The sequence below is a fragment of the Methylorubrum sp. Q1 genome (genome assembly GCF_004683995.1).
Lineage (GTDB): Bacteria > Pseudomonadota > Alphaproteobacteria > Rhizobiales > Beijerinckiaceae > Methylobacterium.
Map to the genome: position 1 here is coordinate 1 of NZ_SRHQ01000017.1, position 17,536 is coordinate 17,536.

The window sequence follows — 17,536 nt, forward strand, 5'->3', positions numbered from 1 at the left end:
CCCCCCGAACAAAGCGTCAATCGAAAAAACGCCGAAAGCGTGAGAACGGCCGCCAGGAGGCTTCGGGATGCACGTATCGGCCACCCAGCGGCAGGGGTGCACCGGCCGAACTCAGAACCCTTTCTTCACCTGCGCCAGGGCTCGCGTCAGGCCGTCGGCGACGATCGCGCGCTCGTCCGGCGAGGCGTCGCGCGCGACAACGACGTGCTCGCGGCGCGAGGTCAGCGTCAGGGTCCGCAATCCGAACTCCTCGTCATCGATGCGGGTGAGCTTCGTCCAGAGCGGATTGAAGCGCCATTCGCGCCGCACGCCCCGCGGATCGATGCGGGCAAGGAAGACTTCGAGGGGTGAGATCGCCACTTCCTCGAAGGAGCGCCCACGACGGAAGCTCACCTTCAGCGCGACGTAGAGCGCCAGCATGTCGAGGCCGAAGAATCCGGCGATCAGCCAGAATCCGGCCCGCCAGCAGGCGATCGAGGTCACGAGGGACACGAGGCAGCACAACCCCATCACGATCCGGAAGCCGTCCTGGCTCAGGGATTGGTTAGGCCGGATCACGGCCGAATAGACCGGCCGGTCCATCGTTGCCGGGTCGAGCCCGTCCGGATGCGCAGAGATGTTGCCGCTCGCCATGGGCCGAATATAACGCGCCGATGTCAGCGAAAAAGCCGTCTTCTCGCCCTTCTGCCCCTGGTGCGGTAAAAAGTCAGTCGGCGAAGTCTGTCGAGAAGACAGTGAAGCCGGCAAAGCTCAAGGCCAAGCTGATGCCGGCTCTGGCGGCCGGCGTCGAAACCTCGCCCGAACCTGTCGATGACGCGACCCTGGTCGAGGTCTTTTCGCGGCTTCGCGCGGCCGATCCGGAACCGCGTTCGGAACTCGAATACCTCAATCCCTACACGCTGCTCGTGGCCGTGGTGCTCTCGGCTCAGGCCACCGACAAAAGCGTAAACCTCGCGACCGCTCCGCTCTTCGCCATCGCCGACACGCCGCAGAAGATGCTGGATCTCGGCGAGGAGCGGGTCCGCCACTTCATCCGCACCATCGGCCTGTTCAACACCAAGGCGAAGAACGTCATCGCTTTGTCGCGGATTCTGCTGGAGCGGCACGGCGGCGCGGTGCCGTGCGACGCCGAGGCCCTGGAGGTGCTGCCGGGCGTCGGGACGAAGACGGCGAGCGTCGTGCTCAACGTGGCCTTCGGCGTGCCACGGATCGCGGTCGATACCCACATCTTTCGCGTCTCGAACCGCATTCCGCTGGTTTCCGCAGCGACAACCGACAAGGTGCAGGCGGGGCTGGAGGCGCGGGTGCCGGAGCCGTTCCGGCTCAACGCCCATCACTGGCTGATCCTGCACGGGCGCTACACCTGCAAGGCCCGTCGGCCGGATTGCCCGCGTTGCAGCATCGCGGATCTGTGCCGCTACCCCTCGAAGACGACCGCACTCACCCCCATATCATCCGGGGATTAGGCAGGTCTGCGTCCACGGCGGCAATGCGTTGCCCGGCCAACGCGTTGTGCTGCAAACCTCGTTCCGGTAGATTGATGCTAAGGCGGCCGGACATGTCTCTCTCGGGAAGCATAATCCGGCCGTCTGCCCGCCAGACGGGCCGCCGCGCCGCGGATTTCGCCTCAAGTGCCAGTTCCGAAGGAGCCTCGGCCCCATGGACTTCCTCAAACCACGGTACACGCCTATGAACCGCCGCCGTCGCATTTACGAGGGCAAGGCGAAGGTCCTCTACGAGGGACCCGAGCCGGGGACGCTCATCCAGCACTTCAAGGACGACGCGACCGCCTTCAACGCGAAGAAGCACGAGGTGATCGACGGCAAGGGCGTGCTGAACAACCGGATTTCCGAGTTCGTCTTTCAGCACCTCAACGACATCGGCGTGCCGACGCACTTCATCCGCCGGCTCAACATGCGCGAGCAACTGATCCGCGAGGTCGAGATCATTCCGCTCGAGGTGGTGGTGCGCAACGTCGCCGCCGGTTCGCTGGCGACGCGGCTCGGGCTCGAGGAAGGCACGCAATTGCCGCGCTCGATCATCGAGTTCTACTACAAGAACGACCAGCTCAACGACCCGATGGTGTCCGAGGAGCACATCACCGCGTTCGGCTGGGCGACACCCCAGGAGATCGACGACATCATGGCGCTGGCCATCCGCGTCAACGATTTCCTGTCCGGCCTCTTCCTCGGTGTCGGCATCCGTCTCGTCGACTTCAAGATGGAGACCGGCCGCCTGTGGGAGGGCGACCTGATGCGCATCGTCGTCGCCGACGAGATCTCCCCCGATTCCTGCCGGCTGTGGGACATCAAGTCCTCGGACAAGCTCGACAAGGACCGCTTCCGCAAGGATCTCGGCGGCCTGATCGAGGCCTATACCGAGGTCGCCAAGCGTCTCGGCATCATGTCCGAGAACGAGAAGGTTCAGGCCGGCGGCCCGCGCCTGGTGCAGTAAGCGTGCCTCGCAAAACTCCCGATCTCCGACCGTTCTCCCTCTGACGAGGACGGTGCAGCGGGAGTTTTGTGAGAGACACAAAGCGTCGTCAGCGCGGCTCGGCCGGCTCCATGCCGGTCCAACCTCGGCGAAGGCGCAGATGGGTCGAGAGGTCCGGGTCGAAGCCCGGATGATAATGGGGGTCCTGCGCGAGCAGCGGCCCCCATCGCGTTCTCAGCGACTCGACCTCGGCACGGTGTCGGGCGGCCGCCGCCGGCGAGGGCCGGCGGCTCGCCGATTCCCGGTGATGGAGGCGGGCGCCCCCGACATAGAGGGTCCGCAGGCCCACGGCGTTCAGCCGCAGGCAGAGATCCACGTCGTTGAAATCGATGGCGAAGGTCGATGCATCGAAGCTGCCGACGCGAGAGAACTTGTCCGCCTCAATGACGAGGCAGGCGGCGGTCACGGCCGAGACGCTTCGGGTGGCGCGCAAGGCGCCGAGATAGCCCGCCGCATCTCCGGCGAAATGGCGGTGGCCGTGGGTGACGAGACCGCCGGTGCCGAGCACGATCCCGCCATGCTGGATCCGGCCCTCACCATCGACCAGCCGGGCCCCGACCGCCCCGATATCGGGGCGCAAAGCCTCGCGGACCATGCGCTCCAGCCAGTCCGGCGCCTCGGCCTCGACGTCGTTGTTGATGAAGGCCAGGAGGCGTCCGCGCGCCTGCGCCGCCACGCGGTTGTTGATCGCGGCGAAGTCGAAGGGGCCCGGACAGGCAACGACCCGCGCCGCGCCCTCCGCCTCGAGCGTGCGGAAATAGGCGAGCGTCTCGGGATCGCGACTGTCGTTGTCGCAGATCAGAATCTCCTTGGCCGGCCAGTCGGTGCGGTGACGCAGGCTGTCGATGCAGGGCCGAAGCAGGTCGAGCCGGTCGCGGGTCGGGACGATCAGGCTGACGAGGGGGCGCGGCTCCGGCAGCGGCCGGTCGAGGCGAATCACGCCGTCTTGCCCGACGAGGACGGGCGTGCCCCCCTCCCCCATCCGATCGAGATCACGCCGGACCGCCTCCCGCCGCGCCGTTCGCCCCTCCCCCCTCTCTTCGAAACGTCCGAAGGACAGGAGGCGCGGGAGATGGCGCACGGCGCCTGGGCCGAAGCGGTCCGCGATCCCCAGGGCCAGATCGAGCGCGGCGGCGCCGGGAACGGTGTCGATGCCGATCACGCTGGCGCGGCGAAAGGCGATGACGGGGCCGAGATAGTCGACCGTGTGCAGGTAGTCCCGATCGAAGGCCGGACGCAGCAGGGGAAGCCAGGAGCCATGGACGGCGTGGCTGAACAACGCGTCGCCGTAGATCGCGTGACGATCCGGATCGGCGAAGGCGGCGGCGATGGCGGCCGCCGCGCCCGCCGCAATGTGCTGGCCTTCGGACGTGAGCAGGACGATCGGAGGTCCGTCCGCGGTGATGCGGATCGCGCCCTGCGCGTCCGTCCCAATGCGCTCGATCCCCGCCGCGGCGAGGGCGGCCTGCGGCTCGCTCGGCGGTGGCACGATGCGGGGCCGGTCCAGACGAGGATGGGCGCCGACCAGCGCGACGAAAGCCTGCGCCGCCCGCAATCGCCGGCCGGAGAGCCGCGCCGACAGGATCGGCAGAGCCCGCCTCGGCTGGCGGAGCGCCCGGGCGAGGAGCGCGAGGCGTCTCGGGGCGGGCTCGGCGGCGAAGAGCAGGGCGTCGGGCCATGCCGGGGGCGAGCCGTCGGCGCTCATTCCAGTTCCTCGCCGAAAGTCGTGAGCGAGAGGGCCGGATGGTAGAACGGATCGTGCCGGATCACGTCGCGCCAGCGCCCGGTGAAGGCAGCGGCCTCGCGTTCGAAGCGCGCGCGGGCGGCACCGACCGGCCGGCCGCGGCTCACCGATTCGAGGTGAGACAGCACCGCGTGCGGTGTCCACACCGTCTTCCAACCCCGCGCGCCGAGGCGCAGGCAGAAGTCGATATCGTTGAAGTCCACGGCAAAGGTCTCTTCGTCGAAACCGCCGACGGCCTGGTATTTCTCTCGCGCAACGGCGAGGCAGGCCGCCGTGACGCCCGACACCTCGTGCGCCACGCTCAAGCGATCGAGATGGCCGGGCGTGTCGGCGGGGCGGCGGCGCAGGATATGGCCGGCCTCGCCGCCGAGCCCGACCACGACACCCGCGTGCTGAAGGCGCCCATCCTCGTAGAGCAGTTTCGCGCCGACCGCGCCAACCTCCGGTCGGACCGCCTGGGCGACGAGGACGTCGAGCCAGTCGGGTCGCAGCACCGCCACGTCGTTGTTGAGCAGCACGAGGACGTCGCCGCGCGCCTTCTGCGCGCCGGCATTGACCAGCGCCGAGAAATTGAAGGGGTGCGGATAGGGCTCGATCCGGACCCGCGGATCGAGGCGTAACCGCTCATACAGATCGAGCACGGCCGGCTCCGTCGAGCCGTTGTCCACGATCACCAGTTCGAGGGCGGGATAGGGCGTCTTCTCGAGGACATCCTCGGTGACCCGCGCGATCAGATCGAGCCGGTCGCGGGAGGGGATGATGATGCTGACGGGCGGTGCCGGGTCCGGCAGCGGCCATCGAAGATCGAGGCGGCCGTCGTGCAGCGCTGCACGCGCCGGCGATCCCGTGGTGCGCAGGTGGCGGTCGAGGTGGAGCGCGCGGACAGCCGGATCGGCTCTGACGGGCTCGCGACGGCACAGGATGCGGGGGATGTGGGCGACACGGGCCGCGGATCCGGCCGCGAGATCGAGGGTGAGGGCCAAGGCGTCGGGCGTGCCCACCGGCTCGGCGGGCAGGCCGGCGAGGAAATCCCTCGCGATCAGCGCGGGCGCACCGACATAGCCCGTGGCAAGCGCCAGATCGGGGCTCCAGTCCGGCTTGAGGCGCGGCCTGAGCGTCCGGCCGCCGGTCTCCTCATCGGCATAGACCATCGCGGCCGCCTCGGCGCTCTTGGCAAGCTGGCGCAGTGCGTCAGGAGCCAGGATGTCGCCGGGGCGGAGCAGGCCGAACAGGTCGGCCCCGCCGCCAAGCTCGTGCAGCGTCGCGGCCGGATTCCATGGGGTGGAGAGGACGCGCCGGTCGATGGCCGGATTCGTTGGTGGGGCGCCATCCGTCCAGGCGATGAGGAGAGACCAGTCTTGATGGGTTTGGGCGCGCAGGCTCGCGACGCTGCGCGCCACCGCATCGGCACGCGCGAAGGGAGCCGGGAGAACGAGGCGGATCTGCGCGCCGGATTTCGGCTCGGCCGGCGTGACCCGAAACAGCCGCGACGCCTTCCAGGCCGGATAGCGGACAAGGGGTGACACCGCGCAGGCGCCGCGAAGGCTGTCGCGCCAGCGCCGCTCGTCGCGCGCGACAGCCGCGCGCAGGGCGGCTGCGGCGCGTCCCGGCCGCTTCAGCAGCGCCTCCGCAAAGACGCTCGCACTGCTCCGCAGCCCGACGCGCTCCAGCGCGAAGCCCGGCTCTGCGGCGATCTCGATGCCCTCGCAATCACCCGGCAGGTAGCCGAGCCAGCGCGCGGCGCCGAGGGCAACACCCGGCAGCACGAAGCCGTCGCGTCGGCCGGCGCCGCGGAGCAGGCGCAGCAGAGGCCTCTGCGGCCGCGCATGCAGGGGCTGCGTATAGGTCAGGACGATCCAACGACGCTGCCACGGCCTCCGCTCAGGGGGCGACAGGACGAGGCGGCGGTCGAACAGGGGGTCGTCAGCGGGCACCAGGGAGAACGGCGTCTCCCGACCCTGCCACACGCCCCGCCCATCGCCTCCCCTTGCATCAGGCTTGGCGATGCCGTCCTCCGGCAGGTTTCGAGCCATGCTGCGCGGGCAATCCCGTCATTGTGCGGCCGGGGCCTCACCCTGTTCCGCCGCCGCCGCCGCGGGTGCGGGCTTGCGGCGGCGCGCGGCCGGCTTCGGGCGCGCCGAGGCGCCGGCCAGGGTCACCTCGATGTCGTAGCCCATCGCCTTGTCGGCGGGCACGGTGAGATCGTTCTCGATGACCGTCGCCTCGCCCTGGGCGGCGCCTGCCGGAATCGCCACCGCAACACGGTGGCTGCGCATCATCACGGGCTGCTCGTTGTACTTCACGCCGATGGTCACCGGCACGTCGAAACGCCCGGCCGCACCGGCCGGTCCGAGCAGGGCACGCAGCTCGACGCCGACACGCACCGCGACCGAGCCGTCGGGCCGCGCCTTGCACTCCCGGCTAAGCCGGCCGAGCACGATCTGATGGCGCAGGCGCCGGTTGTCGCCCGCAGCTCCCGCGAAAGCCTGGACCGCGGCGCCGCCATCCGGAACGAAGACCGGCGGGCAATAGACGTCGTCGGGGTCCTGCGCCCGCGGCGCGGTGACCGCCGGTGCGTCGCCCTCGCGGCCGCCGAACATGTTTTTGAAGAAGCTGCCCGGTTCGGCCCGCGCCGGGCCGGGCACGGTCAGCACCAATCCACCGAGGATGATCAACGCCCTGCGCATCGTCTGACCGTTCCCTGCCCTTTCGCGGCGATCCCTTGAACGCTCCGGAGCCGGACGATCCTACTTGAGCGCGTCGAAACCGGGGCCGAAGCCCTTCATCGAGACCGGGATGCCGACCCCCTCCTCCGGCGTCTGGAAGACGATGAAGGTCGATTGCGATCCGTTGCGCATCGATTTTATCAGGCCGTCATCCATCACCACCTCGGCGACGCAGCCCATGCTCAGGCAGCGCACGAAGCTGGCGCGGCCGATATCGGTCTGATCGATCTTGAGGCCGAGGCCGGAGGTCAGGAGGATGCCGAGCGGGGCCTGCACCCGCAGCAGGTAGCCGCGGTTGTCGGCGATCTTCAGCACGATGACGACGAGGTTGAGGTTCGGCCGGTCTTCCGCCGCCACGTACTGCACGAGGGCGCATTGCTCGGCCTTGGCACCGGCCGGCGTCTCGCAGCGCAACTGCCAATCGTCGAAGGTCTTGCGCACGGTCCCCTGGGCCTGTGCGGCGCCGCCCCCGGCCAGCACCGTCGCGGCGGTCGCGGCCGCCAGCGCAAGACGGCGGCCGGCCCCAGGACGCAAAGCCCGAACCACGCCCGCAAACAGACTCATACGAACTCCGATCGATCGCTTGTCGAGACGGTGGCCGGCTCCGGCGGATGCCCCTCGCGCTGACGCAGTCGAGGCGTTCGGAGGTGCCGCCCGGCCTCGGGCGTTGGGACCATGCAGGTTTCCCGGTGTCAAGCAATCGCGGCGAGGGTGTGTCGGGAATGGGGCAAAGCGGCTACCCCTCGCCGCCCGGCTGCCCTAAGGTAAGGTCAAGCTCCCCTTCATCCGAGGAAACCGCCATGCGCCGCCTCGCCTCCCCCCTCGCCCTCGCGACCCTCTTCGTCGCGGCGGGTTGCGGGGGCGCTTCCGCCCTCTCCCTGCCGTTCGAGGAATCGGATTACCTCCCGCCCGAGGCGACGACGACCTATATCGAGCGCTCCCTCAACCATCAGGCGCCGCTCACCATCGAGCATCCGCCCGTGGAGCGGAATCCGCGCGGGCGCCGACGTGGCGACGCGGCGGCCATCGCCGGCTTCTGCCGGGACGGTGGCACCGTGCTGCGCCGCGATGCGATGGGCCGCCCCACCTACCTGCGTCAGCGCGAGGTTTGCGAAAACGTCGCGCCCCGCACCCTGTGGCCGGGCCACGTCGATCCGCGCCCGACTTGGCCGGCCGAGGCCGCGCCTGCCCGCAGCCGGGCGATCGTGACGAAGTACTGAGCCGGTTCCGGTCGATCGGACCGGAGGCGGCGCCTGGGGATCGCCCGAATCCGCAGGGATCGACCGGATTTGGAATCAGCCGTAGCGGTGCAGTTCCGAGCCGTGCCGCTTCAGCCACCGCTCCGCCTCATCCACATGGGGACAGATTTCGTTGGTGAGCGCCCAGAAGCGGGGGGAATGGTTCATCTCGCGCAGATGCGCCATCTCGTGGGCGACGAGGTAGTCGAGCACCACGGGCGGCGCGAGGATCAGCCGCCAGGAGAAATTCAGCTCGCCGCGAGCGGTGCAGGACCCCCAGCGGCTGCGGGTGTCGCGCAACGTCACTCGCGCCGGCCGCTGGCCGAGGCGCGTCGCGTAGACCGCCACCGATTGCGACAGGTCGCGCCGGGCCTCCCGCATCAGGAACTCGCGGACACGGCGCGGCATGTGCGCCGGATCGCCTGGGACGGCGAGCGTCCCGCTCGCGGGATCCGCCTCGGCCATGCCGCGCCCGTCCCGCGCCACGATCCGGTGCGGCACACCGCGCAGCGGGATGACCGAGTCTTCCGCGAACGGCACCCGCTCGGGCAGCTTGGCGAGGCGGGCGGCGATCCAGCCGCCGTGGCTCTGCGCGAACTTCTGAGCCGTGGCGAGCGACGACCGGGTCGGCAGCGTGAGAACCACCGCGCCGGTCGCACTCGAAACCCGCAGGGTCAGCCGGCGCGCGGTCGGCCGCCGAAGAATGGCGACGCGAAAGGTCTGCCCGTCATGAGCGATCTCGATGTGATCCGGATCCGGCCGTCGCAGCAGGGCGCGCGTCATGCCCGCGAGCCTAGCCGCAGCCGGCCGGCTCAGCCATCCCAGCAATGCCTCTCTCACCGGAAATCCACCTGATCGGACGCTTGCCCGCGTCGCGGTCAGGCGCTGCCCTCCATCTCCCGTACGAAGCGGGCGATGCGCGGGGCGATGACGGACCGGAAGCGCGAGCCGTTGAACACGCCGTAATGCCCCACCTTCTCCTGCATGTGGTAGGCCTTGCGGGCATCGGGCAGGTTCGGGGTCAGGTCGAGGGCGGCCTTGGTCTGGCCGACGCCGGAAATGTCGTCGTTCTCGCCCTCGACGGCGAGGATGGCGCAGCGGCGGATCGCCGAGAGATCGACCAGCCGTCCGCCATGGCGCATCCGCCCCCGCGGCAGGGCGTGATCGACGAAGACGGTCTGCACGGTCTGGAGGTAGAACTCCGCCGTGAGGTCCATCACCGCGAGATACTCGTCGTAGAAGTCGCGGTGCTTCTCCGCCGAATCGCCGTCGCCGGTCACGAGGTGGTGGAACATGTCGGTATGGGCGGTGACATGGCGATCGAGGTTCATCGCCATGAAGCCCGAAAGCTGCAGGAAGCCGGGATAGACCCGGCGCATCACCCCCGGATAGAGCGGCGGCACCACCGTGATGCAGTTCTTCTCGAACCAGGCCATGCCGCGCTCCTGCGCGAGGCAATTCACGGCGGTCGGCGAGCGGCGGGTGTCGATCGGCCCGCCCATCAGGGTCATCGAGACCGGCACGTGGGCCGAATCCGCCGCCTCCATCAGAGCGACGGCGGCGAAGACCGGCACGGCGGGCTGGCAGACGGCCATCACGTGCAGGTCCGGCCCGAGGTCACGGAACATCGCCTGCAGGTAATCGATATACGTGTCGAGGTCGAAGCGCCCGTCCAGCAACGGGACCATGCGCGCGTCGGACCAATCCGTGATGAAAACCCGGTGGTTGGGCAGCATCGCCTCGACGGTGCCGCGCAGGAGCGTCGCGTAATGGCCCGACATCGGCGCCACGATCAGGAGCTTGGGCTGCGGCTCCGAATGCCCGGCGGGCAGCGCCCGGTCGAAGGCAATCACGCGACCGAAGGGCCGTTCCCAGACGACGCGCTCCGAGACCGGAACGCCTTGGCCGTCGATGACGGTCGTGGGCAGGCCGAAGGCCGGCTTGCCGTAGCGGCGGGTCACGCGCTCGAACATCTCCAGCGCGGCAGCCGTCGAGCGGGCATAGGGACCGTAGGCGAGCGGATTTCCGGGGTTATCCAGGCTGTGCCGAGCCGCGTCCGCCGCGAGCCGAGCCGGCGTCAACATCGCGCGGGCCGTCTCGTACCAGATATACGCCAGATCCATTTCGGCACTCCCCGGCGCGGCTCCCGAACCGGCCGTGCTCCCGTCGATCTTATCGAATGTTGCAAGCCGCGAAATCCTTCAAAATTACAACGGGCCGGTAACGCGTCCGTGGACGTTCCCCCCGCCAGCCCTATCGTAGCCGCACCATGATGGACGCGGCCCACAAGACCCTGACCCCGACGGGCCGCCACCTGCGGCTCGACACCTTCGTTCGCCTGCGCTGGCTCGCGCTCACCGGGCAGAGCGCGGCAGTCGTCGGCGCCCAGTTCGGGCTCGGGCTCAACCTGCCCTTCGGCTGGTGCTTCCTCGTCATCGCCACCTCATGCTGGCTGAACCTCGCGCTGCGCATCCGCTTTCCCGCGAGCTACCGCCTGAGCGACGATTCGGCAGCGCTGCTTCTCGCCTTCGACATCGTGCAACTCGCGGGCCTGCTGTTCCTCACCGGCGGATTGCAGAATCCCTTCTCGCTCCTGTTCCTCGCCCCCGTCCTGATCTCGGCCACCGCCCTGCCGCCGGAGCGGACCCTCGCGCTCGGTCTGCTGGCGGTCGGGCTCGCCACCCTGCTCGCCCTCGTCCACCGCCCCCTGCCCTGGTTCGCCGACGGGCGGATCGAGCTGCCCTTCCTCTACGTCTCGGGGGTCTGGACCGCGATCCTGCTCGGCACCGCCTTCACCGGCGTCTACGCGTGGCGGGTCGCGGAGGAGACGCGCCAGCTCGCCCGGGCGCTGGCCGCGACCGAACTGGTTCTCGCCCGCGAGCAGCACCTGTCGCAGCTCGACGGGCTGGCCGCGGCGGCGGCGCACGAACTCGGGACGCCGCTCGGCACCATCATGGTCGTGGCCAGGGAACTCGACCGGCAGCTCGGCCCGACCGCCTCGCCCGCCATCGCCGAAGATCTGAGCCTGCTGCGCGATCAGGTGGATCGCTGCCGCGGCATCCTCTCGAAGCTCACTTCGATGGGCGAGGAGAACGAGGAGGGTGAGAGCTTCCTCCAGACCGTCACCTTCGGTCATCTCGTCGAGGAACTGGTGGCGCCGCAGCGGGCGCTCGGCATCGCCGTCGAGGTCGTGCGGCAGGGCGAGGGGCCGGAGCCGGTCTGCCGCCGCAATCCGGGGGTGATGTTCGGGCTCGCCAACATTCTCGACAACGCCGTGGACTTCGCCGAATCGCGGGTCGTGATCGAGGCCGGATGGGACGCCGAGCGCGTCACGCTGACGGTCCGCGACGACGGCCCCGGTTTCCCCAGCGAGGTGCTGTTGCGGGCGGGGGAACCCTACGTCACCACCCGCAATCGCGACCGTTCGCAGAATCCCGACGAGGTCGGCGGAGGGCTCGGACTCGGCCTGTTCATCGCCAAGACGTTGATCGAGCGCTCCGGCGCGCAGCTCCTGCTGTCCAACATCACGGAAGCGGGACAGCGCGGCGCGCTGGTGCGGGTGACGTGGCCTCGTCACGTTTTCGAGAGGGAAGTGATTGTGCCCCATCCCGTTGCGCACAATTCTCTGAGACCCCTAACGGAACGGGATGCCGCACCTATATAATGCAAAGAGATGACACGAACCCACGAGGAGCACCGCATGCTGACGCAGAGCGGGACGACGGTGCCGAGCTCTGACACCGCTTTTCTGTCCGATGCCGATCCCCTTTCCGCCTTCAGCGATCGCAGCCTGCTGATCGTTGACGACGACAAGCCTTTCTCGACCCGCCTCGCCCGGGCGATGGAAGCGCGCGGATACGAGGTCCACGTGGCCGAGAGCGTGAGCGAGGGCGTGGCGGCCGTCGAGACCAAAGCGCCCGCTTTCGCCGTGATCGACATGCGGCTCGGCGACGGCAACGGGCTCGACGTGATCGCCCGCCTCAAGGAGCGCCGCCCCGAGGCCCGAGGCGTGATCCTGACCGGCTACGGCAACATTGCCACGGCGGTGACGGCGGTCAAGCTCGGTGCCTTCGACTATCTCGCCAAGCCGGCCGATGCCGACGAGATCCACGGCACGCTGATGGCGCAGCCGGGCGAGCGGGCCGACCCGCCGGAGAACCCGATGTCGGCCGACCGGGTGCGCTGGGAGCATATCCAGCGCGTCTACGAGCTGTGCAGCCGCAACGTCTCCGAGACGGCACGGCGCCTCAACATGCACCGGCGTACGCTCCAGCGGATCCTCGCCAAGCGAGCACCGCGCTAAAGCTGAAAAGGGCCGGCGGATCGAAACCGCCGGCCCTTTTTCGTTGCCGAGGCATCCGCGCAGGCGCGTGCCCGAGGCATTCATACCTTATCTGTGTGTCCTCGTTGGTTCCGGGCGGTTGCGCCAGGCCCCGGCCTCGGGCTATTTCGCCGCTCGAAGAGCGGAACAGGCTTACGCGGGTATGCGGAACCTCATCACGATACTCGGCCTCATGGTGCTGGTCGGCACGGAAGTGTTCGCTGCGGCCATCGCCGCCGGCTGGGCGCTGGCCGGATTGCTCGATCTCGGCGACCAAGTCGGCCACGTGCTCATGGCGCTGTTCAGCCTCGTCGCCGCCTGGATCATGGTCCAGCTCTGGCGCCGCGCCACCGAAGCCGAGCCGATCGGCACGGCCCGTCGCCGGTGATCCTTCTCTAGCGGTGACGTCTTCACGAAACCGCGATAGATTTCCGGGATACGGCCGATCGCTCATCGCCTGCTCTCGGGTCGCCTCGAACATCCGGCTCACTCGTACGCGATCGAGCGCAATCCCCTCCGTCCCCGGCATCGCCGCCCCCGCGCGGCGCGGCCCGCCGATTTCCCAAACGAGTGCCCGCCATGAAAGCCCGCATCGTCGTCACCTTGAAGACAGGCGTTCTCGATCCGCAGGGGAAGGCGATCGAGGCAGCCCTGAAGTCGTTCGGGATCGATGAGGTCTCCGGCGTACGCCAGGGCAAGGTGTTCGACCTCGAGGTCGCCTCGGAGAACCGCGAACAGGCCGAGGCGACGCTGAAGGCCGCCTGCGACAAGCTGCTCGCGAACACCGTCGTCGAGAACTACACCGTCGAGATCGCCTGATGCGCGCCGCCGTCGTCGTCTTTCCGGGCTCGAATCGCGACGGCGACGTGGCCCGCGCACTCCGCCGCTCCGGTGCGGAGGTCGTCAGCGTGTGGCACGCCGACACCGAACTGCCTGCCGGCACCGACCTCGCGGTGGTACCCGGCGGGTTCTCCTACGGCGATTATCTGCGCTGCGGCGCGATCGCCGGCCGGGCAGCGGCCATGGATGCGGTGCGCGCGCACGCCGCCCGCGGCGGCCTCGTGCTCGGCATCTGCAACGGCTTCCAGATCCTGTGCGAATCGGGCCTGCTGCCCGGCGTGCTGATGCGCAACGTCAACCGCCGCTTCATCTGCCACCGGCAGTTCCTGCGGGTCGAGCGCGCCGACACGCGTTTCACCTCGGCCTACACAGAGGGTCAGGTGATCGACGTCTGCGTGGCGCATGGCGAGGGCAACTACTTCGCCGATTCCGAGACGATCGGCCGCCTCGAGGGCGAGGGCCGCATCGCCTTCCGCTATTGCGACGCCAGCGGTGCGCTGACCGAGGACGCGAACCGCAACGGCTCGCTCAATTCCATCGCCGGCATCTACTCCGAGCAGCGCAACGTGCTCGGCATGATGCCCCACCCCGAGAACTTCGTGGACGGCCTCGTCGGCGGCACCGACGGCAAAGGCCTGTTCGACAGCCTGGCAGCCTGAGGGCCGGTCGCTGCGCTGACGTTGGCGATGACGAACATCGCCAGCCCGGGGAAACCCCTGAGCCCTGAGGGGCTCAGTGCCCCTCGAATTCCATCAGCGTGCGCACGGTGACGCCGAGATCCCGCAGGCGCTGGGCGCCGCCGATCTCCGGCAGATCGATCACGAAGCAGGCGGCGATCACCTCGGCACCGAGCTGGCGCAGAAGGTTCACCGCCGCCGTCGCCGTGCCGCCGGTGGCGATGAGGTCGTCGACGAGGATCACCCGATCGCCCGGCTTGATCGCATCGACGTGGATCTCGATCTCGTCGGTGCCGTATTCCAGCGCGTAGGCCGTCGAGACGGTCTTGTGGGGCAGCTTGCCCTTCTTGCGGATCGGCACGAAGCCCGAGGAGAGCTGATGCGCCACCGCGCCGCCGAGGATGAAGCCGCGCGCCTCGATGCCCGCGACCTGATCGATCCGCCCCCCCGCGTAAGGGTGCACCAGCGAATCGACCGCCCGGCGGAACGAGCGCGGATCGCTGAGCAGAGTCGTGATGTCGCGAAAAATGATGCCCGGCTTCGGATAGTCGGGAATCGAGCGGACCGAGTCCTTCAGAGCGGAGTGGCGGCGGGCTTCCATGCGGGGTGCTCGGTTGACGGCGATGCAGGGCGTTCGATGGGAACGGTGGCGAGGAGCGAGGGAGCCCCGCCCGTCAGGCGGCGGCCTTGCGCAGCAGGCCGATCAGCTCACGGTGCAGCACCTCGTTGCCGCAGGCCACGGAGCGGGCCGCAAGCGGCTCGGCGCCGCCATCCGCGCTGGAGACGAAGCCGCCGGCCTCGCGTACGAGGATGATGCCGGCCGCGATGTCCCAGGTCTGGAGGTCGCGCTCCCAGTAGAGGTCGGTCCGGCCACAGGCGACGTAGGCGAGATCGAGCGCCGCCGAGCCGAGGCGGCGGGTGCCGCCGGAGACCGCCATCACCGCGGCGACCTCCTTGAGCAGCCGGCCATGGCTGCCGCGGCCGAGATAGGGCGTGCCATAGGCGACCAACGCGTCGGCGAAATCCTGTCGTCCGGAAACGCGCAGGCGGCGATTGTTGAGGAAGGCGCCCTTGCCGCGCTCGGCGATGAACAACTCGTCCTTGGCCGGATCGTAGATCACGCCGGCAACGATCTGGCCGTCGCGCTCGAGCCCGACCGAGATCGCGAAATGCGGGATGCCGTGCAGGAAGTTCGTTGTCCCGTCGAGGGGATCGACGTGCCAGGTGTGGCTCCGGTCGGTGCCCTCGATGATCCCGCTCTCCTCCATGATGAGGCCGTAACCGGGCCGCGCCTTCATCAGCGCGTCGCGCAGGACCTCCTCCGCCTTCCGATCGGCGGCCGAGACGAAATTGCCGGGGCCCTTGCGGGAGACCTGGAGGTTCTCGATCTCGCCGAAGTCGCGCTTGAGCCCGCGGGCGGCCTTGCGAACGGCATCGACCATGACGGTCATGAGGGGAGAGTTGATCATGCGGTTCGGCTCGCAGCCCTGGCCGGGCGCCTTGTTGGAAAAGAATTCTGTCAGGGCTTCTATACGCCTTACGCCACAGCGCCAGGGGTGATCGGCGCAGGGGCGATATCCGGCAGGGTCCGGCGCCGGCCCCGGAGAGGCACACAGGTCGAGTGTAACCTTCGCGTGGAAGAGCCCGCCAGTGGCTCACCGCCGGAGGAACCCGCCCGATGATCGCCGGATTCCTTGCCGCCGCCGGCCTGCTGAGCGCAGTGACCGTGCGTGCGGCCGCCCCGACGCCCGAGCCGAAGCCGCACCCCTCCGCCGGAGGCACGCCGATCGGCCTCGACGCCGCCGGCGCGTGGTCGCGGCGGCGGAGGCCGAGGCTGAGGTTGAGGTTGAGGCGGGCAAGCGCAACGCGAGACGCGGGTGTTCTTCAACGCCTACGCAACGTTCGGCCTATTACGGCACCCGGGATCCGGAGCGGGCGGCCTCGCCGGGCGGATTCCTTCGGGTGGTCGAGGGACGGATCGTCGGTGCCATCGGCTGCTCAGGCGGCACGGGCGATCGGGACGTGGTGGTTCTGCCAAGCTGGCATCGCCGCCCTGCCGCCCTCAAGTGAGCGCGGCGACGAACCGGGCGGTGGCGTCGCGCGGATCGGACCCGCGCATCACGCCGCCCATCACGGCGACGCCCGCCGCCCCGGCCTCGCGGCAGGCGCGGGCGTTGTCCCCGTCGATCCCGCCGAGCGCGAAGACCGGCAGGCCATGGGCCGCCGCGGCGCGCAGGGAGGCGAGACCGAGGGTGGGGCCGTAGCCGGGCTTGCTCGCGGTGGGAAAAATCGGGCTGAGGGTTGCGTAGTCGGCGCCCACCGCCGCAATCGCCGCGATCTCCGCGACCGAGTGGGCCGAGAACCCGATCAGCGCCGCGGCGCCGAGTGCCGTCCGCGCCGCGCGGATGCCGTCGATCCCGGCGGAGCCCGGCAGGTGCACGCCTTGCGCCCCGATCTCGACCGCCAGCCCCGCATCACCGCCGACGACGAGCCGTCCGCCGACCGGGTGCAGGAGCGCGATCAGGTCGCGGGCGAGATCCCGCCGCGCGTCGCGGTCGAGATCGCGGTCGCGCAGCCAGACGAAGCGCGCGCCCCCCGCCACCGCCGCCCGAACGGTCTCAGTCAGCGGTCGCGTCGCCCCGTGGCGGTCGGTGACGACCAGAAGCGGCGGGAGCGTCACCCGCCCTCACGAGCCCACGAGGCCGAGCTGCGGGCTCGACGGCTCAGCTCGGCCGCGGCGCGGAATGCGCCCGGCCAGATGCGCGAGCCGGCCCGCCTCGACCGCGTTGCGCATGGCGCCGGCCATCCGCACCGGGTCGTCGGCCTTCGCCACGGCGGTGTTGACGAGGCAGGCGGCGGCGCCCAGCTCCATCGCGATCACCGCGTCCGAGGCGGTGCCGATGCCGGCATCGACGATCACCGGCACCTTGGCCCGGCGGCAAATCAGCTCGATATTGGCCGGGTTGGCGATGCCCATCCCCGAACCGATCAGAGAGCCCATCGGCATCACCGCGGCGCAGCCGAGATCGGCCAGCCGCTCGCAGATCACGGGATCGTCGTTGCAATAGGGCAGCACCGTAAAGCCGTCATCGACGAGGTGCCGGCAGGCTTCGAGCAACTCGGTGACATCCGGATAGAGCGTCTCGCGGTCGCCGATCACCTCGACCTTGATCCAGGACGTGCCGAGTGCCTCGCGGGCGAGTTCAGCGGTCATGATCGCGTCGCGGGCCGTTTCGCAGCCGGCGGTGTTGGGCAGGAAGCGGGCGCCCTTCAGCTTCTGAAAGGTGTCCGAGCCGTGCCCCTGGAGCGAGACCCGGCGGATCGAGGCGGTGACGACCTCGGCGCCCGAGGCGCGCACCGACTGCGCCATGATCTCCTGGCTGGGATAGCCGGCCGTGCCGATGAACAGCCGCGAGGAGAGCCGGATGCCGGCGATCACCAGCGCGTCGTCTCCGGTGGCGTCGGGCTGGGCGAGGGTGGTGTCGTGATGGTTCATG

Annotated in this window: 20 protein-coding genes; 9 read left to right on the forward strand and 11 right to left on the reverse strand. The window is 69.5% G+C overall.

Going from position 1 to position 17,536, the window contains the following annotated elements:
* Positions 1-111: 111 nt before the first annotated feature.
* Positions 112-633, reverse strand: a complete 522-nt coding sequence (locus E4V01_RS16455; protein ID WP_135299094.1) for a DUF2244 domain-containing protein — start codon at positions 631-633, stop codon at positions 112-114.
* A 131-nt stretch (positions 634-764) separates the two neighbouring features.
* On the opposite strand from E4V01_RS16455, the gene nth reads away from it, so the two are divergent.
* On the forward strand, positions 765-1,466 hold the full coding sequence (gene nth, locus E4V01_RS16460; protein WP_135299161.1) for an endonuclease III: 702 nt from the start codon (positions 765-767) through the stop codon (positions 1,464-1,466).
* 193 nt (positions 1,467-1,659) lie between these two features.
* A complete protein-coding gene (purC, locus tag E4V01_RS16465) occupies positions 1,660-2,454 on the forward strand; it encodes a phosphoribosylaminoimidazolesuccinocarboxamide synthase (protein ID WP_003605938.1) in 795 nt (264 codons plus the stop codon).
* 88 nt (positions 2,455-2,542) lie between these two features.
* Here purC and E4V01_RS16470 read toward each other — a convergent pair whose 3' ends face one another.
* Genes E4V01_RS16470 through E4V01_RS16485 form a run of 4 tightly spaced genes read right to left on the reverse strand, consistent with a single transcriptional unit; the run spans position 2,543 to position 7,527 of the window.
* On the reverse strand, positions 2,543-4,198 hold the full coding sequence (locus tag E4V01_RS16470; RefSeq protein ID WP_135299095.1) for a glycosyltransferase: 1,656 nt from the start codon (positions 4,196-4,198) through the stop codon (positions 2,543-2,545).
* Positions 4,195-6,243: a glycosyltransferase family 2 protein gene (locus E4V01_RS16475; RefSeq protein WP_135299162.1), complete on the reverse strand. Its 2,049-nt coding sequence runs from the start codon at positions 6,241-6,243 to the stop codon at positions 4,195-4,197. The genes E4V01_RS16470 and E4V01_RS16475 overlap by 4 nt, the downstream gene beginning before the upstream one ends.
* A 45-nt stretch (positions 6,244-6,288) precedes the next feature.
* Entirely contained in the window at positions 6,289-6,924 is a 636-nt protein-coding gene (locus tag E4V01_RS16480) for a hypothetical protein (RefSeq protein WP_135299096.1), read from the reverse strand.
* A gap of 60 nt (positions 6,925-6,984) precedes the next feature.
* Entirely contained in the window at positions 6,985-7,527 is a 543-nt protein-coding gene (locus E4V01_RS16485; protein ID WP_060768387.1) for an invasion associated locus B family protein, read from the reverse strand.
* 236 nt (positions 7,528-7,763) lie between these two features.
* On the opposite strand from E4V01_RS16485, the gene E4V01_RS16490 reads away from it, so the two are divergent.
* The gene (locus E4V01_RS16490; protein ID WP_135299097.1) at positions 7,764-8,183 is read left to right on the forward strand and encodes a hypothetical protein; all 420 of its coding nucleotides are present in this window, start codon (positions 7,764-7,766) and stop codon (positions 8,181-8,183) included.
* Between the two features lie 75 nt (positions 8,184-8,258).
* Here E4V01_RS16490 and E4V01_RS16495 read toward each other — a convergent pair whose 3' ends face one another.
* Complete coding sequence (locus E4V01_RS16495) at positions 8,259-8,984, reverse strand: M48 family metallopeptidase (RefSeq protein WP_135299098.1); 726 nt, start codon at positions 8,982-8,984, stop codon at positions 8,259-8,261.
* A 95-nt stretch (positions 8,985-9,079) separates the two neighbouring features.
* A complete protein-coding gene (locus E4V01_RS16500) occupies positions 9,080-10,324 on the reverse strand; it encodes a polyhydroxyalkanoate depolymerase (RefSeq protein ID WP_060768390.1) in 1,245 nt (414 codons plus the stop codon).
* A gap of 146 nt (positions 10,325-10,470) precedes the next feature.
* On the opposite strand from E4V01_RS16500, the gene E4V01_RS16505 reads away from it, so the two are divergent.
* The 5 genes from E4V01_RS16505 (at position 10,471) to purQ (ending at position 14,021) form a co-directional block, all read left to right on the forward strand.
* The gene (locus E4V01_RS16505) at positions 10,471-11,865 is read left to right on the forward strand and encodes an ActS/PrrB/RegB family redox-sensitive histidine kinase (protein ID WP_060768391.1); all 1,395 of its coding nucleotides are present in this window, start codon (positions 10,471-10,473) and stop codon (positions 11,863-11,865) included.
* 36 nt (positions 11,866-11,901) lie between these two features.
* The gene (locus tag E4V01_RS16510) at positions 11,902-12,504 is read left to right on the forward strand and encodes an ActR/PrrA/RegA family redox response regulator transcription factor (RefSeq protein WP_060772116.1); all 603 of its coding nucleotides are present in this window, start codon (positions 11,902-11,904) and stop codon (positions 12,502-12,504) included.
* Positions 12,505-12,685: 181 nt separating this feature from the next.
* The gene (locus E4V01_RS16515; RefSeq protein WP_135299099.1) at positions 12,686-12,910 is read left to right on the forward strand and encodes a hypothetical protein; all 225 of its coding nucleotides are present in this window, start codon (positions 12,686-12,688) and stop codon (positions 12,908-12,910) included.
* A gap of 191 nt (positions 12,911-13,101) precedes the next feature.
* The gene (gene purS / locus E4V01_RS16520; RefSeq protein WP_060768392.1) at positions 13,102-13,341 is read left to right on the forward strand and encodes a phosphoribosylformylglycinamidine synthase subunit PurS; all 240 of its coding nucleotides are present in this window, start codon (positions 13,102-13,104) and stop codon (positions 13,339-13,341) included.
* A complete protein-coding gene (purQ, locus tag E4V01_RS16525) occupies positions 13,341-14,021 on the forward strand; it encodes a phosphoribosylformylglycinamidine synthase subunit PurQ (RefSeq protein ID WP_012252364.1) in 681 nt (226 codons plus the stop codon). Before purS ends, purQ begins: the two co-directional genes overlap by 1 nt.
* A 73-nt stretch (positions 14,022-14,094) precedes the next feature.
* Here purQ and E4V01_RS16530 read toward each other — a convergent pair whose 3' ends face one another.
* A complete protein-coding gene (locus E4V01_RS16530; protein ID WP_060768394.1) occupies positions 14,095-14,640 on the reverse strand; it encodes an adenine phosphoribosyltransferase in 546 nt (181 codons plus the stop codon).
* A gap of 73 nt (positions 14,641-14,713) precedes the next feature.
* The gene (locus E4V01_RS16535; RefSeq protein WP_060768395.1) at positions 14,714-15,508 is read right to left on the reverse strand and encodes an inositol monophosphatase family protein; all 795 of its coding nucleotides are present in this window, start codon (positions 15,506-15,508) and stop codon (positions 14,714-14,716) included.
* A 340-nt stretch (positions 15,509-15,848) separates the two neighbouring features.
* On the opposite strand from E4V01_RS16535, the gene E4V01_RS26695 reads away from it, so the two are divergent.
* Positions 15,849-16,109: a heme-binding protein gene (locus E4V01_RS26695; protein WP_210234753.1), complete on the forward strand. Its 261-nt coding sequence runs from the start codon at positions 15,849-15,851 to the stop codon at positions 16,107-16,109.
* Here the strand turns inward: E4V01_RS26695 and E4V01_RS16545 are convergent.
* On the reverse strand, positions 16,102-16,719 hold the full coding sequence (locus E4V01_RS16545; RefSeq protein ID WP_135299101.1) for a thiamine phosphate synthase: 618 nt from the start codon (positions 16,717-16,719) through the stop codon (positions 16,102-16,104). The genes E4V01_RS26695 and E4V01_RS16545 overlap by 8 nt on opposite strands.
* 6 nt (positions 16,720-16,725) lie before the next feature.
* Entirely contained in the window at positions 16,726-17,535 is an 810-nt protein-coding gene (locus E4V01_RS16550) for a thiazole synthase (protein ID WP_135299102.1), read from the reverse strand.
* Position 17,536: the final 1 nt, after the last annotated feature.

Excerpts from the sequence above, each read along its gene's own strand:
- E4V01_RS16455 (WP_135299094.1), bottom strand. The coding sequence starts at position 633 with ATGGCGAGCGGCAACATCTCTGCGCATCCGGACGGGCTCGACCCGGCA.
- nth (WP_135299161.1), top strand. The coding sequence starts at position 765 with ATGCCGGCTCTGGCGGCCGGCGTCGAAACCTCGCCCGAACCTGTCGAT.
- purC (WP_003605938.1), top strand. The coding sequence starts at position 1,660 with ATGGACTTCCTCAAACCACGGTACACGCCTATGAACCGCCGCCGTCGC.
- E4V01_RS16470 (WP_135299095.1), bottom strand. The coding sequence starts at position 4,198 with ATGAGCGCCGACGGCTCGCCCCCGGCATGGCCCGACGCCCTGCTCTTC.
- E4V01_RS16480 (WP_135299096.1), bottom strand. The coding sequence starts at position 6,924 with ATGCGCAGGGCGTTGATCATCCTCGGTGGATTGGTGCTGACCGTGCCC.
- E4V01_RS16485 (WP_060768387.1), bottom strand. The coding sequence starts at position 7,527 with ATGAGTCTGTTTGCGGGCGTGGTTCGGGCTTTGCGTCCTGGGGCCGGC.
- E4V01_RS16490 (WP_135299097.1), top strand. The coding sequence starts at position 7,764 with ATGCGCCGCCTCGCCTCCCCCCTCGCCCTCGCGACCCTCTTCGTCGCG.
- E4V01_RS16495 (WP_135299098.1), bottom strand. The coding sequence starts at position 8,984 with ATGACGCGCGCCCTGCTGCGACGGCCGGATCCGGATCACATCGAGATC.
- E4V01_RS16500 (WP_060768390.1), bottom strand. The coding sequence starts at position 10,324 with ATGGATCTGGCGTATATCTGGTACGAGACGGCCCGCGCGATGTTGACG.
- E4V01_RS16505 (WP_060768391.1), top strand. The coding sequence starts at position 10,471 with ATGATGGACGCGGCCCACAAGACCCTGACCCCGACGGGCCGCCACCTG.
- E4V01_RS16510 (WP_060772116.1), top strand. The coding sequence starts at position 11,902 with ATGCTGACGCAGAGCGGGACGACGGTGCCGAGCTCTGACACCGCTTTT.
- E4V01_RS16515 (WP_135299099.1), top strand. The coding sequence starts at position 12,686 with ATGCGGAACCTCATCACGATACTCGGCCTCATGGTGCTGGTCGGCACG.
- purS (WP_060768392.1), top strand. The coding sequence starts at position 13,102 with ATGAAAGCCCGCATCGTCGTCACCTTGAAGACAGGCGTTCTCGATCCG.
- purQ (WP_012252364.1), top strand. The coding sequence starts at position 13,341 with ATGCGCGCCGCCGTCGTCGTCTTTCCGGGCTCGAATCGCGACGGCGAC.
- E4V01_RS16530 (WP_060768394.1), bottom strand. The coding sequence starts at position 14,640 with ATGGAAGCCCGCCGCCACTCCGCTCTGAAGGACTCGGTCCGCTCGATT.
- E4V01_RS16535 (WP_060768395.1), bottom strand. The coding sequence starts at position 15,508 with ATGATCAACTCTCCCCTCATGACCGTCATGGTCGATGCCGTTCGCAAG.
- E4V01_RS16550 (WP_135299102.1), bottom strand. The coding sequence starts at position 17,535 with ATGAACCATCACGACACCACCCTCGCCCAGCCCGACGCCACCGGAGAC.